This window comes from Paucibacter sp. DJ2R-2, assembly GCF_025717675.1.
In the GTDB taxonomy this organism is placed as follows: Bacteria; Pseudomonadota; Gammaproteobacteria; order Burkholderiales; family Burkholderiaceae_C; genus Paucibacter_A.
The window spans coordinates 177,427-190,191 of the sequence record NZ_JAJIRT010000004.1 but is presented as its reverse complement, the minus strand read 5'-3'; the positions used below and the strand labels follow the sequence as shown (position 1 = coordinate 190,191).

At 65.4% G+C, this 12,765-nt stretch carries 8 protein-coding genes; 6 read left to right on the top strand and 2 right to left on the bottom strand.

From position 1 onward, the window contains the following. Positions 1-17: 17 nt before the first annotated feature. A complete protein-coding gene (gene gshA, locus LNV28_RS12235) occupies positions 18-1,313 on the top strand; it encodes a glutamate--cysteine ligase (protein WP_263517824.1) in 1,296 nt (431 codons plus the stop codon). A gap of 174 nt (positions 1,314-1,487) precedes the next feature. On the opposite strand, the gene LNV28_RS12230 is transcribed toward gshA, so the two are convergent. Continuing rightward, a complete protein-coding gene (locus LNV28_RS12230) occupies positions 1,488-2,462 on the bottom strand; it encodes a LysR family transcriptional regulator (protein WP_263517823.1) in 975 nt (324 codons plus the stop codon). A 132-nt stretch (positions 2,463-2,594) separates the two neighbouring features. On the opposite strand from LNV28_RS12230, the gene LNV28_RS12225 reads away from it, so the two are divergent. The 3 genes from LNV28_RS12225 (at position 2,595) to LNV28_RS12215 (ending at position 9,673) form a co-directional block, all read left to right on the top strand. Beyond that, on the top strand, positions 2,595-5,546 hold the full coding sequence (locus LNV28_RS12225) for a TonB-dependent receptor plug domain-containing protein (RefSeq protein WP_263517822.1): 2,952 nt from the start codon (positions 2,595-2,597) through the stop codon (positions 5,544-5,546). Between the two features lie 89 nt (positions 5,547-5,635). After that, positions 5,636-7,747, top strand: coding sequence for a S9 family peptidase (locus LNV28_RS12220; RefSeq protein ID WP_263517821.1), 2,112 nt, complete (start codon positions 5,636-5,638; stop codon positions 7,745-7,747). A 42-nt stretch (positions 7,748-7,789) separates the two neighbouring features. Beyond that, on the top strand, positions 7,790-9,673 hold the full coding sequence (locus LNV28_RS12215; RefSeq protein ID WP_263517820.1) for a potassium transporter Kup: 1,884 nt from the start codon (positions 7,790-7,792) through the stop codon (positions 9,671-9,673). Between the two features lie 20 nt (positions 9,674-9,693). Here the strand turns inward: LNV28_RS12215 and LNV28_RS12210 are convergent, their stop codons facing one another. Further along, positions 9,694-10,464: a class II glutamine amidotransferase gene (locus LNV28_RS12210; RefSeq protein WP_263517819.1), complete on the bottom strand. Its 771-nt coding sequence runs from the start codon at positions 10,462-10,464 to the stop codon at positions 9,694-9,696. A 69-nt stretch (positions 10,465-10,533) separates the two neighbouring features. Here LNV28_RS12210 and LNV28_RS12205 point away from each other — a divergent pair, with 69 nt between their 5' ends. Further along, positions 10,534-11,709 carry a benzoate/H(+) symporter BenE family transporter gene (locus tag LNV28_RS12205; protein ID WP_263517818.1) on the top strand — a complete coding sequence of 392 codons (1,176 nt, stop codon included), beginning with the start codon at positions 10,534-10,536 and terminating at the stop codon, positions 11,707-11,709. A 40-nt stretch (positions 11,710-11,749) separates the two neighbouring features. Further along, positions 11,750-12,703, top strand: coding sequence for a glutathione synthase (gshB, locus tag LNV28_RS12200; RefSeq protein ID WP_263517817.1), 954 nt, complete (start codon positions 11,750-11,752; stop codon positions 12,701-12,703). Positions 12,704-12,765: the final 62 nt, after the last annotated feature.

The window sequence follows — 12,765 nt, the reverse complement described above, 5'->3', positions numbered from 1 at the left end:
CCGAGCACTCCCCGACCATGGTTCCCCATCTCACCACCGCTTTGACTGGCCCCATCAACGAGTTGGAGCAGCGCATCCTGGAGTCCATGCCGGCCATCGAGCGATGGTTTCGCCTCGAATGGATGGAGCACACGCCGCCTTTCTATTCCGCGGTCGACCTGCGCAATGCCGGTTTCAAGCTCGCGCCGGTGGGCACCCATCTGTTTCCGGGTGGCTTCAACAACCTGACGCAGGACATGCTGCCGCTGTCGGTGCAGGCGGCCATGGCGGCGATCGAGAAGATCTGCCCCGAGGCCAAGAACCTGCTGCTGATCCCCGGCAAGCAGACCCACAGCAGCTTCTATCTCAGCAACCTCGCCACCCTCAAGCGCATCTTCACGCAAGCCGGTCTGAACGTCCGCTTGGGTTCGCTGGACCCGGCGGTGACTGAACCCACGGAGCTGAATCTGGCCGACGGCAGCAGCCTGACCGTCGAGCCTCTGCTGCGCCAGCGCGGTCGGCTGGGTCTGAAGGATTTCGACCCCTGCACCATCTTGCTCAACAACGAGCTATCAGACGGTGTGCCGCGGGTGCTGGAGCATCTGCATGAGCAGTACCTGCTGCCGCCCCTGCATGCGGGCGGGACCCTGCGCCGCAAGAGTCAGCACTTCAAGTCCTATGAGGAAGTGGCCAAGAAGTTCAGCAAGCTGCTGGGCATGGATCCTTGGCTGATCCACCCGATGTCGGTGCCGGTCAGCGGCGAGGATCTCAGTGCTGGTCATGGCTTGGAGGCGCTGCAGACTCAGGTCGATCTGGTGCTCAGCAAGACGCGCAAAAAGTACAAGGATTACGGCATCCAGGAAAAGCCTTTTGTGCTGATCAAGCCGGATGCCGGCGGCCACAGCCAAGGCACGCTGATGTTGCGCGATGCCAAGGAGCTGGCCGATCTGGGCCGCCGCGGCGCTGAGTCGCTGAACTGGTTCCAGAGCGGGCAGGGGCCACATCAGCTGCTGGTGCAGGAAGGCGTGGTCACACATGAGCGTGTCAACGAGGCCGTGGCCGAGCCGGTGGTCTACATGATGGACCGCTATGTGGTCGGCGGTTTCTACCGCATCCATGCCGAGCGAGGCAGCGAAGAGAACCTCAATGCCCCGGGTTCCAGCTTTGTTCCCCTGGCCTTTGCCCAGAGCTCGCAGCTGCCACGCCCGGGCGAAAAGCCCGGTGCCAGCGCCCCGAACCGCTTCTATATGTACGGCGTTATCGCTCGCCTGGCGATGTTGGCGGCGAGCTATGAGCTCGAAGTCACGGACCCCGAAGCCGAGGTCTACGCTTGATCGGTTTGCGGCTGCAAGTCGATCCTGCCGTTCAAGCTTGGAAATTTTCGTAGCGAGCGGCTGTCAGGCTAGGCGGACGGAGCGCAGGAACCGGAACGTACTTCCTGTACGTGAGGATTCCGAGCACCGGACCAACGACGCATGACGGACGCGCAGTAGAAAACTTGCAAGCGCTCAGCCGAGCTTTTGGCTGGCTTCGAGCATCAGCTGCTTGAATCGCTCGACAACCTCGCTCTGCGGCTCGCGCAAATGCCAGAGGGTCAGGTCGGCCAGGCCGAGGTCGGCGTCCAGGGGCAGGATCTTGGCGATGTCGTTTTGTGCGGCCAGCTTGGCTACATGTTGGGGCAGCAGGGCCAGGATGGGCATGCGCTTGAGCAGACTCAGCGTCAGCATGACATCGCCGGTTTCGACCAGATTGGTGGGTAGGGTCTGGCCCATATCGTGCCAGAGCCGGTCTTGCAGGCTGCGCGAGCGGGTGCCGGGCAGTGGCCAGATCCAGGCCTGTTGATTGAGCGTGTCCCAGCCCAGCTTGTGGCTGGCCTTGGCCAAGGGGTGCACCGTGCTGATGGCCGCCACCTCGGGCTGGGCGATCAGACACAAGGGCTCCAGATCGGGCGGCGCCTCATGCGGGCGGATGCGCGCCACCACCAGATCGAGCCGGCCTTCGCGCAGTTCGTTGATCAGCCCGGTCAGGGCATGGGTGCGCACGCTCAGGGTGATGTGGGGGTACTCCTGCTTCATCGCCGCCATCGCATCAGGCAGCACCTGGGGCAGGGCAGCATTGGTGGCGCCGATCAGCAGCTCCCCGGAGGCACCGCGCACGATGGAGGCGACATCGCCGCCGCCGCGTTGCAGGTCGGCATCGAGTTTCTGCGCCAGCCGGATCAGCCGTTCACCCAGCGCTGTGGCGCGCAAGCTGCGCCCTCGGCGCACAAACAGGGTTTGTCCTAGGCCTTGTTCGATTTCGCTCAGAGCCTTGCTGACGGCTGGCTGGGTGACATGCAAGGCATCGGCTGCTGCCCCCAGGCTTCCCGCCTCAGAAAGCGCTTGCAGCACCCGCAAATGGCGCAGGCTCAGGCGCTTGCGAACAAAGCTGTCAGCTGCTTCTGGGGCGATGGGAAGGGCCTTGGGCGCGCTGGAGATAACCATTTTTTCACTTTAACAAACCTTTACTCATGTCGATTTTGTGACGCGCTTCTATGGTTTGCGTGAGCCCTGACGCCAGGACCCCAAAGCCTGGTGCCAAGCCCCATCTCATCAAAGAACCGTTGGAGATTCCTCGTGCAACAGCAGCGTCCTCACCTCATCGCCCTGGCCATCCTGAGCCTGGCTGCGTCCACCCAGGCTCAAGCGCAGGCCGCCGACAGCGCGCCCAAGGCCGAGCTGGAACGGGTCACCATCACCGGCTCCATGATCAAGCGCACCGATCGCGAAACGCCGTCGGTGGTGCAGACCATCAGCCGCGAAGACATCAAGAACTCCGGTTTCGGCACCATCGAAGAGTTGTTGCGCTCGACCGGCGCGGTCGACCTGAGCTCGGTCGGTGACGGCGCAGCCTCGGGCTTCGTCAGCGGCTTGTCCACCATCTCGCTGCGCGGCTTCGGCTCGCAAGGCACGCTGACCCTGATCAACGGCCGCCGCATCGCGCCGGCTGCTGCGGTCGACGTGAACTTCGGCCGTGGCAATCTGGTCAGCGTCAACACCATTCCCAAGGGCGCCATCGACCGTATCGAAATCCTCAAGGACGGTGCCTCGGCCATTTACGGCTCGGACGCCGTGGTCGGCGTGGTGAACTATGTGCTGCGCAAGGACTACCAGGGCGCCGAAGCCGGCGTCACCTACACCGCCAATGACAAGGGCGTGGGCGGCACCAAGAGTGCCAATGCCAGCTTCGGTTTTGGCGATCTGAGCCGCGACCGTTTCAATGTCTTCGGTGGCGTGGATGTTTCGCAGCGCGACCGTGTGATGTACCCGGACTTGCGTGACCGCGGCGCCCCCGAGCTCTATGACCAGGCCTTGAATCTCAACTCATCGTTGAGCCGCTTCTCGCCTTCTAGCGTCGCCTCTTTTTGGGGTAATTACTACAGCCTGCCCAGTAGCACCTCAGGCAGCACCACGCTCAACGGCATCAGCGTGGCCAACTCCAGCACCTCGGGCAAGTTCTTCCTGGGCTCTCTGGCTGGCTGCCCCGATGAGCTGACCGTCGGCAAGGGCCTGCCCAATCGCCTGCCCGGTTTCACGTCCACCACCGCCAACATGCCCAATGGCATGTGCCGCTATGACGTGGACAGCGCCACTGAGGCAATCTCCAAGCAGGACAAGATCGGCGCCACCGTGCGCGGCACCTTCGCCATCAACTCGGAGCTGACGGCGTACGCGGACGTCATGCTGTCCAAGACCACGACCGAGTCCTATGTCGCGCCGCGCACGCTGACCACCAGCATCTTCAGCAGCGCCACCGCCAACACAGCCGTGACCTGGCCTAAGCTGGATGGTTCGCTGCAGACCTTCCCGACCATCATCCTGCCTATCGGCCACCCGGACAACCCGACCAATGGCAAGGCCAAGCCGGAAGCCGTGCAGCTGATCTACCGCTTCGCCGACGTGCCGCGCTTCGACACCACCGAGCTCAAGGCCTCGCGCTTCACCGCCGGCATCAGTGGCGTGATCGGCGATTGGGACATCGACAGCGCGCTGCTCTACACACGCCAGGACATGAGCCGCGTGCGCAGCAATGAGCTGCGCTCCTCCCTGCTCAAGAAGGCGATCGCCTCCAACAGCTACCACTTCGGCAAGGCCAATGACGCCGCGGCCATCGCCAGCGTTGCGTCGGATGCGGTGATCGACGGCAAGGCCACCATCGCTTCCGTCGATGTGCGCGCCAGCCGTGAACTGTTCGACCTGGCAGGCGGCATGGCCGGTGTGGCCGTGGGCGGCGAGTTCCGCCGCGAGACCTTGTCGGCCAGTCCGAACGAGGCCTACACCAGCGGTGACTTCATCGGCCTGGTGGCCAACGGCACCTCAGGCTCGCGCAATTCCTATGCGGCCTTCGGCGAGCTGAGCCTGCCGGTGCACAAGGCGCTGGAAGTGCAAGCCGCCCTGCGCGCCGAGAAGTACAGCGACTTCGGCCGCGCCAACACCGGCAAACTGGGCTTCAAGTGGAGCGCTATGCCTTCCTTCGTGGCCCTGCGCGGCACGGCCGCCACCGGCTTCCGCGCGCCCTCGATCTCGCAGATCGGCAACTCCTACGCCTCGTCCTTCCACAGCTTTGGCACCTATGCGGTGGCCGACAATCTGCGCTGCGATCTGAGCAACCCGGACAAGCCGGTCAGCAAGGCCGACCCGGCCAACAACCGCGACTGCAATGTGCTGGGCTTCAGTTCGCGCACACCCAACCCGGGCAGCATCGCCACCACCATCAGCGCCAACCCCAACCTGAAGCCGGAGAAATCGCGCTCCTTCACCCTGGGCGTGATCCTGTCGCCTACCAAATACGTCGACCTGAGCCTCGATGCCTGGTACTTCCAGCGCAACAACGAGATCCGCTCGCAGCGCGGGGTGGACATCATGGAGGACGCCAACAAGTCGCCGGCCACGCCGAGCCGCCAGGTCATTCGTGACCCCAACCCCGCGACCTGGCTGCCAGGCGTGCCCAACAGCGGCCCGATCCTGATGTTGGTTCGCGAGTACGGCAACTACAACTGGACCAAGACCTCGGGCCTGGACTACGAGCTGTCGGCGCGCATGCCCACCGAATCCATCGGTGAGTTCAAGCTGAAGATCGAAGGCACCTACACCAGCCGCTTCGATTACAAGATCCTGGCCAATGGCGACACCACCTACTCGGTCGGCACCACCACCAACGACATCCCTAAGACCAAGGCCACGGTCAGCCTGAATTGGAAGCTTGGTGACTGGAGCAGCTTCGCGCGTCTGAACCACGTGGACAAGCTCAAGAGCTCGACCACCGACACCTGCCAAACTTCGACATCGGCCTACAACAGCTTCCTGCGTGCCAACGACTATTGCTATGTCTCGGCCACCAACACCGTGGACATCGGCGGCAGCTACAAGGGCTTCAAGGATCTGGTGCTGTCCTTCAGCGTGCTGAATTTGGAAGGGACCTACCCCAACACCAACGGCCCGGTTTCGCCCTGGACTTACTACGATGCAGGCAATGCCGGTCAGCTGGGTCGTCGCTTCTCGGTGAGCGCGAGCTACACCTTCAAGTAAACAAGCGGACAGTCCCGAACGCGGCCTTGGCCGCGTCGGTTTGAGGGGCGCTGCGAAGGCAGTCGCCCCTGTTTTTTTGGTGTTGCGCAATGAATCAGCATTTCAAAACATGGCGCCGTGTGGGCGCCCTGTTCCTCTTTGGGGCTGGATGGGTAGCCCTGGCCCTGGCCCGGCCTTTGTCGCCGCCGCCTGGTCTACAGGCCGATGGCCTGCCGGCGTTGCAGCGGGTGGCGGCGGCTGGCGCCGAAGCCCCGGTGCTGCGTTTTGTCGGTTGGCATCCGCAGCGGCGCGAAATGCTGGTGCTGGCCAGCGCCGGCGGCAGCCTGCAGCTGCACCGTTTGGCCGAGCCCGGCGCGCGCCCGCAGCCGCTGACTGGTGGGCGCGAGCGTGTGGACAGCGCGCAGTGGGAACCGCGCCGCGGCGAGTACCTGGTGTTCAGCCGCGACCGTGGCGGCGACGAGGCGTTTCGGCTCTACCGCCTGCAGTCGCCCGAGGCGAACTCCTCCCGCCTGGCCGAGCCGCAGCCCCTGACGCCGCCGGGTGCGCGCGTCAGCGCTTTTCAGTTCTTGCCGCAAGGGGATGGTCTGGTCTATGTGCTGGATCAGCTGGACGGCAGCCGCAATCCGGTGACCAGTGACGCAGCGGAAGCCGATGCTGAAGACGCTGCTGCGGCGCCCTCGCCCCGCACGCGCAGTGCCCGCAGCCAGCTGTTCTGGATGGACCCGACCCGACCCGAGAGCGCGCGCCTGCTCGGCGACACTGTCGGCGGGCGCTACACCGATTTGCGCATCAGCTCGGCCGGCACGGTGCTGGCCCTGCACACCCTCAAAGGGCGCAGCCAGACCTTGCGCTTCGATCTGGACCCGGCCGCCGCGCCCGGTGGCCAAGCCCTGGTCGGCGTCAGCAACGCGGACCGTCACCGCGAAGACGATGTGCTGCTGCAGCGCCAGGCCTTGAACGGCGACTTCCGCCAGCTGGTGCAGTTGCAGCTCGCCACGGGCCAGCGCCGCGCCGTGAACCTGCCCGAGCTGGCCGGCGATCTCGAGGCCCTGGCGCTGCCGCCGGTTGGCAGCGCCTTGCCCCTGGCTCTGGTGCACAACGAGGCCGGCGTGTCGGTGCTGCGCCTGGCTCGGCTGGGCAGCGAACAGCCCTTGCAGCGCGTCGCGGCGGACTTGCCGGCCGGAGTGATCCAGGGGCCGCAATGGCATCCGCGCCTGCCCCTGCTGGCCTTCAACCACGCCTCGGCACAGAGCCCCGGGCGTATCGTCACTTGGTCGCCCGAGGCGCCGGGCCTGCAGGCATGGTCCGGGCGGGAGGAGGGCGCCACTTCCGGTTTGGACTACGCCAGCCTGCGCTGGAAGAGTTTCGACGGCCTGGAGATCAGCGGCCTGCACATCGCGCCGCCGGCCCATTTCAAGGGGCCCCGCCCGGTGTTCATCAGCATCCACGGCGGGCCCAGCGCGCAGGCCCGGCCCACGCATCTGTCGGGCAGCTTGCGCTACCTGGTCGAGACCCTGGGCATGCACCTGATCCTGCCCAATGTGCGCGGCTCCGAGGGTTTCGGCCAGCGCTTTCTCAAGCTGGACAACGGCCGCAGCCGCGAAGATGCGGTGCGCGACATCAGCGCCTTGCTGGACCTGATCGCCAGCCGGCCCGAGATGGACGCGCGCCGCGTCATCGTTTCCGGCGGCAGCTATGGCGGATATATGTCGCTGGCGGTGGCCACGCACGAGTCGGCCCGCATTGCCGGCAGCATCTGTCGCGTGGGCATTGCCAACTTCGTGTCTTTTCTGGAGAACACCGAAAGCTACCGTCGCGACAACCGCCGCGCCGAATACGGCGACGAGCGCGACCCTGAGATGCGCGCATTTTTGCAAGGCATTTCGCCCCTGAGCCGGGCCGCAGCGGTGCGCAAGCCGCTGTTCATCGTCCATGGCCGCAACGACCCGCGTGTGCCCTATGGTGAAGCCTTGCAGATGGTGGCGGCGGTGCGCGCGGCGGGCACGCCGGTCTGGTTCCTGACGGCCGAGGATGAGGGCCACAGCTTCAGCCGGGCCGAGAACCGCGACTTCCTGTTCAGCGCCACCGTGGCTTTTGTGCAGCAGGCGCTGGCTGCCGTGCCGCCCGATGCCGAGCCTGTGGCGGCCGATGCCGATGTTTCATCAGTTTTGCCGCAGCGCAGCAAAGCAGGCGCAAAATAGCACTTTTGGCTCGGCGGCGCCGCAAGCGTGCTGCAACATCACGTGAGTTCTTCCAACACGGCCCGCTCGCCCTCAGCCCTGGCCGGCTTGACCCTCGGCGCCCTGGGCGTCGTCTACGGCGACATCGGCACCAGCCCGCTCTACGCGCTCAAAGAAGTCTTTCACGGTGGCCATGTCGCCACCACGCCGGACAACATCCTCGGCGTGCTTTCGCTGCTGTTCTGGACGATGACCATCATCGTCTCGCTCAAGTACGTGATGCTGATCCTGCGCGCCGACAACAACGGCGAAGGCGGCCTGATCGCCATGCTGGCCCTGGCCACCAATGCGGTGAACAGCAGCCCGCGCTTGCGCCGTGTGCTGATGCTGGTCGGCCTGTTCGGGACCGCCATCTTCTACGGCGACGCGGTGATCACGCCGGCCATGACGGTGCTCGGCGCGGTCGAAGGCATCGATGTCTACGCGCCTCATCTGCACGACGCCATCCTGCCCCTGACCCTGGTGGTTCTGGCGGGCTTGTTCGCGGTGCAGCGCTTCGGTACCGGCGGCATCGGCAAGGCCTTCGGGCCAGTGATGCTGGTCTGGTTCGCAGCCTTGGCCCTGCTGGGCCTGCCGCACATCCTCACCAACCCACATGTGCTGGTGGCCGTGAACCCCATGTACGCCGTGGCCTTCTGCCTTGAATACAAATGGGTGGCCTTTGTCGCCCTGGGCGCCGTGGTGCTGGTGGTGACCGGCGGCGAGGCGCTGTACGCCGACTTGGGCCATTTCGGCAAGAAGCCGATCCGCATTGCCTGGTACGGCATCGTCATGCCGGCCCTGGTGGTCAACTATTTCGGCCAGGGTGCCATGCTGTTGGCCGAGCCGGCCTCGGTGAAAAACCCCTTCTTCAATCTGGCGCCGGCCTGGGCCGAGATCCCGCTCTTCATCCTGGCCACCTGCGCCGCGGTGGTGGCGTCCCAAGCCTTGATCACGGCCGCCTTCTCGGTCACCAAGCAGGCGGTGCAGCTGGGCATCCTTCCGCGCATGCGCATCCTGCACACCTCCGTGCGTGACACGGGCCAGATCTATGTGCCTTTCGTCAACTGGGGCCTGTTCGTCTTCATCGTGCTGGCGGTGGTGCTGTTCGGCTCGTCGAGCAAGCTGGCCGGTGCCTACGGCATTGCGGTGACCATCGACATGACCATCACCACGGTCATGACCTTCTTCGTCATCCGCTACGGCTGGAAGTACCCGCTGCCGCTGTGTCTGCTGGCCACCGGTTTCTTCTTCGTCATCGATGTGATCTTCCTCGGCTCCAACCTGCTCAAGCTGTTCGCCGGTGGCTGGTTCCCGCTGATGATCGGCATCGGCATGTTCACGCTGATGCTGACCTGGAAGCAGGGCCGACGCCTGCTCAGCAGCAAGCTGCGCGAGGATGCGATCGACCTCAAGAGCTTTCTGGAGGCCGTGTTCGTCAGCCCGCCACAGCGTGTCGAAGGCACGGCGGTGTTCCTGTCCGCCGAGGCCGGTGTGACACCCAATGCCTTGCTGCACAACCTCAAGCACAACAAGGTGCTGCATGCGCAGAACCTGTTCGTCACGGTCAAGCACCACGAGGTGCCTTGGGTGGGCTTCGACAAGCGGGTCCATGTGGAGTCGCTGGGCAATGCCTGCTGGGCCGTCAGCCTGCACTTCGGTTTCAAGAACGAGCCCGATGTGCCCTATGCGCTGAAGATGCTGGAGCAGAACGGGGTCCACCTCGACGAGATGGAAACCAGCTACTTCCTCTCGCGCGACATCGTCATCCCGACGATTGGCAGCGGCATGGCCTTGTGGCGCGAAAAGCTGTTCGCCAGCATGCACCGCAACGCGGCCGCCGCGGCCGACTTCCTGCACCTGCCGACCAACCGCATCGTCGAGCTGGGTTCCAAGGTCGAGATCTAGGCCCGCTGGGCTGAGCGGCCTCAGGCCAGGGTTTCGTGACGAAAGCCCTGGCTGCTCAGCAGCAGCACCGTGCCTTGCGGGATCAACTCCCAGCCCTGCTGGTCATCGGCCAGGGGCTCGGAGGCCACGACCAAGCCTCGCGCGTCTTCCTCCCGCATATAGAGCGTCGGCGCGCGCTTGTCGCTGGCGAAGCGGAAGGCGTAGACCTGCTCGCCATCGGCGAGAGCCGCGGCGAAGCGCAGCGGTTCGTGGATGTTCAGCACCTGCATCATGGCCATGGTTTCTCGCAGCACTTGGCTGACGGCATCGGCCACACCCTCGCCAATTTCCATGCGGGCAATGATGAGCAGGAAGAGCAGCTCGGAATCGGTGGCGCCGAGGCGGCGTGCATAGAGGTGATCGGGCAGGCGTGCCTCCATGGCTCGGCGGATCTGGCCGTAGCCGCCGATCTGGCCGTTGTGCATGAATAGGTAGGGGCCGTAGTGAAACGGGTGGCAGTTCTGCCGCGCGATGCCGGTGCCGGTGGCGGCCCGCACATGGGCGAAGAACAGGTGGGAGCGCACATTGGCGCACAGGGCCAGCAGGTTCTCGTCCGACCAGGCCGGCATCACCTCGCGGTACACCCCCGGTGTTTCGCGTTCACCGTACCAGCCGATGCCGAAGCCGTCGCCATTGGTCACCGCCTTGGCCTGGTCGGCGCGCAAGGACTGCCGCACCAGGGAATGCTGCGGCTTGCAGACCAGCTCATCGAGAAAGATCGTGTCACCCAGGTAGGCGAGAAAACGGCACATGGTGGGTTCGCAAAGTCCTGGCTTGAGCTTGCCACAACAAGGCCGGACCCGGCCCGCTATGCTGCGCGCATGCTGAAAAAAAATGCCTGGTACCGGGAACTTTCCCTGTCCACCGCGGTGGCCGGGTTTGTGGCCGTGCTGGTCGGTTTCACCAGTTCGGTGGCCATCGTGTTCCAGGCTGCGCAAGCCCTGGGCGCTACGCCGGCCCAGACCAGCTCCTGGATGTGGGCTCTGGGCCTGGGCATGGGCGCGACCAGCTTGGGCTTGTCCTGGTGGACGCGCCAACCGATTCTGACCGCCTGGTCCACACCTGGCGCGGCCCTGCTGGCGGCCACTTCGGGCCTGAGCATGCCGGAAGCCGTGGGCGCTTTTCTGGTCTGCAGCGGCTTGATTGTGCTGTTCGGCGTGACCGGCTGGTTCGAGCGCTTGATGGACCGCATTCCGCTGGCCGTGGCTTCGGCCTTGCTGGCCGGGGTGCTTGCGCGTTTCGGCCTCGATGCGGTGCTGACGGTCCGAACCGCGCCCGGTCTGGTGCTCGTCATGGCGGCGGCCTATTTGCTGGGCCGGCGCTTTTGGGCCCGCTATGCCGTGCCCGGCGTGTTGCTGGCCGGCGTGGTGATGGCGGCCTTGCAAGGGCGTCTGCATCTGGAGGCCGTGGACTGGGCCTGGGCGGCGCCGGTCTGGACCGCGCCCGAGTTCAGCCTGCCGGCCCTGATCGGCGTGGCCTTGCCCTTGTTCCTGGTCACCATGGCCTCGCAGAACTTGCCCGGCGTGGCGGCGCAACGGGCGGCGGGCTACCGCACGCCGGTGTCGGCCAGCTTGAGCGTCACCGGTGCAGCCGGCTTGCTGCTGGCGCCCTTCGGTGGCTATGCCTTCAATCTGGCGGCCATCACCGCGGCCATCTGCATGGGCCGCGAGGCCCATGAAGACCCGGCCCGGCGTTACACCGCAGCGATGGCGGCCGGCCTGTTCTACATCGCCCTGGGTTTGGCCGGCGGCGCGGTGGTGGGCCTGCTGGTGGCCTTTCCGCGCGAGCTGGTGGCGGCCGTGGCCGGCCTGGCCTTGCTGGGCACGATTGCCGGCGGCCTGAACAGCGCCCTGGCCGAGCCCGAGCACCGCGACGCGGCCATGCTGACCTTTCTCGTCACCCTCTCGGGCCTGAGCCTGCTGGGCATTGGCGCCGCCTTCTGGGGCGTGGTGGCCGGCTCGGCCGCGCTGGCCGTGCAGAAGCTGCGCAAGACCTGACCCTTTTTTCTTTCCTGCTCTTCTCGTGAGTGAATCCGCCATGAAACTGCTGTTCGTTGCCGACCCCTTGGAGTCCTTCAAGATCCACAAGGACACGACTTTTGTGATGATGCGCGAGGCCTTGCGCCGCGGCCACCAGATCTGGGCCTGCGAGCCGCAGGATCTGGTCTGGCGCAGCGGCGGCCGCGTGGTGGCGCGCCAGGCGCGTGCGATCGCGCTGACCGGTCAGGTCTCGCCCTGGTTCGAGGTGCTGGCTACGCAGGAGCTGGTGCTGGCCGAGACCGATGCCATCGTCATGCGCAAGGACCCACCGTTTGACAGTGAGTTCTTCTACGCCACCCATCTGCTGGGCCAGGCCGAACGTGAGGGCGCGCACGTCTTCAACAAACCGGCCGCGTTGCGCGACCATCCCGAGAAGCTGGCGCTGATGGAGTTTCCGCAGTTCTGCCCGACCACCTTGGTGACGCGCAGCGAGGCGGCCATCCGGGCCTTCCATGCCGAGCAGGGAGACATCATCCTCAAGCCGCTCGACGGCATGGGCGGCATGGGTATCTTCCGCGTCGGTGCCGATGGCCTCAACCTCGGTGCCATCATCGAGACTCTGAACAAGGACGGCGCCGAGACCGTCATGGTGCAGCGTTATCTTCCCGCCATCAAGGACGGCGACAAGCGCGTGCTGGTGATCGGCGGCAAGGTCGTGCCTTTCTGCCTGGCGCGCATTCCGCAGGGCGGCGAGGTGCGCGGCAACCTGGCCGCGGGCGGCAAGGGCGTGGCCCAGCCGATCAGCGCGCGCGACCGTGAAATCGCCGAGGCTGTCGGCCCGCTGCTGGCGGCACGCGGCCTGCTGCTGGTAGGCCTGGATGTGATCGGCGACCACTTGACCGAGGTCAACGTCACCAGCCCGACCTGCTTCCAAGAGATCTTCGACCAGACCGGCTTCGACGTGGCCGCCATGTTCATTGACGCGCTGGAGGCTGCGCTGGCCAAAGCCTGAAGGCAAAGAAAAAAGCACCGCGCAGCTGGAGCTGACGGTGCTTGATCGTGCGGGGGCGGCGG